Here is a 3157-nt window from a genome sequence, read left to right as displayed (position 1 = left end):
TTCCGGATCCGATCGGGTACGCGACCTCTCGAATCCTTCCGAGAGTGTACTAGCACATGTGCTAGTACGTGCTCTAAGCTGACGGTATGACAGAAGGTGTGGGAGGGAAGACCCGCGCGCGGATCCTGGCGGCTGCGCGAGCACTCGCGGCGGAGCACGGCATGCGCGCCGTCACCGTGCGCGCCGTCAGCGAGGCCGCGGGCGTGGGCATGGGAACGCTGCGGCATCATTTCGCATCGCAGCGTGACCTCTTCGCGGAGCTCGTGGCGGATGTCGTGGACGACCGTCTGGATGACGCGAACGTCTTCGACACCTCGAGGTCGGGCCCACAACGCCTGCAGCAGGCGCTCGGGCAGTTCCTTCCCGCAGAGTACGCCGATACGTCCACTCTCTCCGGCTGGTTCGACGTCTACGCGACGGCGTTCGCCCAGCCTCCGTCCGAGCACAGTCGACAACTGCTGGATGCCGCCGCGCGACGTTCGCATCGGCACGTCCGAGCATGGCTGGTGCAGCTCGCCTCGGAGGGCTGGGTGGACGCGGCAGCCATCGACGAGACCGCGAACCTGTTGATCGCGCTGTCTTCGGGGCTGCTCCTGGAGACCCTCACGCCGGCATCGCCCGTGACGTTCGACACCGCCCGGAGCATCTTGTCGGCCGCAGCGCGCGCGGTCGCACGAGAGGCTCCCGTGCCGTTGGGCGCTCTGGCCGACGCTGCACGCGGCAGGTTCCTCGCACCCGTGACGACGCTGCCCGTCACGGCCCGCAAGCGCGCCGATCGCGCGATCGTCGTGTCGAACGAGACCGGGACGTTCCAGATCCATGCCTGGGATCGGGAGCGCGACGTGCGCTGGCAGCTGACGGACGCGACCCATGGGGTGATGTTGAGCGGGCTGAGCCCCGACGGGCGCACGGTGTGGTGGCTCAGCGATGTCGCCGGAGACGAGGTCGGGCAGTGGCAGACCGCTCCGTTCCCCCGAGACCCCGCGTCGACACCCGTCGCACGCCCGGCTCCCGACGTCGAGCGCGGCATGTCGCTCGGACACGCGATCGGAGACCGCCGCGCCGTTCTGGGCCTCGCGACCGATGAAGGCTCGACCGTCTGGGTCGTCGAAGACGTGCAGGGCACTCCCCGCGGGCGGCGTCTGCTCACCGACTCCGGGCTCGTCACCGTGCACGCGATGGATGCCGCCGAGGAGCTCGTCGCGGTCGGTCGCACCGTGGACGGCGACGCACTCCACCCGCAGGCCGTCGTCGTCCGAATCGCCGACGGCGTCGAGGTCGCCCGCGTCTGGGACGGCCCCGACAGCGGCCTGGAGATCGGCGGCTTTGCTCCGCTCGAGGGCGACATGAGGCTGCTCATGACGCACGAGCGGGGCGGGTATCGACGACCCTTCATCTGGAGCGTCGACACCGGTGAGCGGACGGAGCTGGAGCTCGGCCTGAATGGCGAGGCGTGGGCGCGCTGGTATCCCGACGGCACGGCGCTGCTGATCGCCCACACCGAGCGAGGACGGAGCCGGCTGCACCGGTACGTCATCGCGACCGGGCACCTCGAGCCGCTTCGGACTCCACCGGGGTGGATCGGCGCCGGGGCCGTCCGGGCCGATGGCGCCGTCGAGTACCTCTGGTGCGACGCCGCGCACCCGTTCCAGCATCGCCTTCTCAGCGTCGATGGGACGGACCGCGACCTCACTCGCGCGACGGATCAGGGGGCGCCGTCGCAACCGCTCGAAGACGTCTTCATCCCCCTCGACGACGAGCCCGGCGAGAGCCTGCACGTCCTGTACGCGACCCCCGAAGGCGATTCGCTGCCGCGACCCACCGTCTTCCTCGTCCACGGAGGGCCTTACGCCGCCGACGAGGACTTCTACTCGCCGGCCCGGGCCGCCTGGCTCGACGCCGGCTTCGCCGTCGTCCACGTCAACTACCGCGGATCCACCGGATACGGTCGACGGTGGCGTGACTCGATCATCGGCGACCCGGGGCGTCGCGCCGTGGCCGACATCGCGCGAGCCCACGCCTGGGCGATCGACGCCGGGCTCGCGCATCCGGCACGCTGCATCGTCGAGGGCTGGTCATGGGGTGGCTACCTCGCGCTGCTGGCGGCCGGGCTCCATCCCGATGCCTGGGCGGCCTGCATCGCCGGGGCCCCGATCGCCGACTACACGAAGGCGTACGAGGAGGAGCCCGAACCGCTCCGCGCGTTCGACCGGGCGCTGTTCGGCGGGTCGCCCGCGGAGCTGCCGGAGATCTACGCCGTCTCTTCGCCGTCGACCTACGCGCCGGAGGTCGGCTGCCCGATCCTCATCCTGCACGGCGTCAACGACCCGCGCTCCCCCGCAGCACAGCTCGTCTCCTTCGCAAGACAGCTGAGCACGTCGGGCAAACCGCACGAGATCTACGAGTTCTCGGCCGGTCATGGCTCCCTCGACACCGCCGAGACGATCCGACAGCTCGAGACCGAGATCGGCTTCGCCCTGCGCCACCTGCTGCCGACGTTCGCACACGGTGATCCGGCCGCTCCGGACGCATCGCCTCGGAGAAGGGCGCAGCGATCATGACGCACGCGAACATGGGAGCCGACGCGATCCTGCTTCTCGTCCAGCCCGGCGGCGCCGGCTCGTCGCACTTCTCCATCGAATCCGGGACCTGGTCGCACATCACCGCCCTGAGCTCGAGCGGAGGCGGCACCGCGCTCGGCCTCTTCGGCTCCGGGACGGCGTCGAGGCCGGCAGCCGTCGCGCGCGAGCACCGGATCTCCGATCGCCCCGGCGCTGCCGAGTCCGCGCGGGCGATCGCCGGCGTGTTCGAGGTCGTCGACCACCGGGGGCGGCGACTGGCGACCCTGCGGAAGAGACCTCTTCGCAGCATCGTCCGAACCACCTGGGAGATCCGGCTCGACGACGGCTCCCTCGTGATCGGCCATGAGACGAATCCCCTGAAGACCGCTCTCCGACGATTGCTTCTGCTCGCCGAACTCCTCATCGACGTCCCGATCCGACTGCAGAGCGGATTCACGTTCCGCAACGCGAGCGCGACACTGTTCACCGTCGAGCTCGCCCGAGACGCAGAGAACACCAGCAAGGTCACCGTGGCGCGCCACTTCGACGAACGGATCGCGTTGCTTCAGGCCGCGTTGACACGCACACGGTAGCGT

At 70.0% G+C, this 3157-nt stretch carries 2 protein-coding genes; both read left to right on the top strand.

All coding sequences use genetic code 11. From position 1 onward, the window contains the following. Positions 1 to 86: 86 nt before the first annotated feature. Positions 87 to 2561, top strand: coding sequence for an alpha/beta fold hydrolase (locus tag WML84_RS14175; protein ID WP_347346785.1), 2475 nt, complete (start codon positions 87 to 89; stop codon positions 2559 to 2561). Continuing rightward, entirely contained in the window at positions 2558 to 3154 is a 597-nt protein-coding gene (locus WML84_RS14170; protein WP_347346784.1) for a hypothetical protein, read from the top strand. Before WML84_RS14175 ends, WML84_RS14170 begins: the two co-directional genes overlap by 4 nt. The last annotated feature ends 3 nt before the right edge of the window (positions 3155 to 3157 follow it).

The organism is Microbacterium sp., from assembly GCF_039812165.1.
Classification (GTDB): Bacteria; Actinomycetota; Actinomycetes; order Actinomycetales; family Microbacteriaceae; genus Microbacterium.
The sequence above is the reverse complement of the archived record's forward strand: the minus strand, read 5'-3'. Positions and strand labels throughout refer to the sequence as shown.

Bases quoted from the DNA above. Each gene is read 5' to 3' on its own strand.
- WML84_RS14175 (WP_347346785.1), top strand. From the start codon at position 87: ATGACAGAAGGTGTGGGAGGGAAGACCCGCGCGCGGATCCTGGCGGCT.
- WML84_RS14170 (WP_347346784.1), top strand. From the start codon at position 2,558: ATGACGCACGCGAACATGGGAGCCGACGCGATCCTGCTTCTCGTCCAG.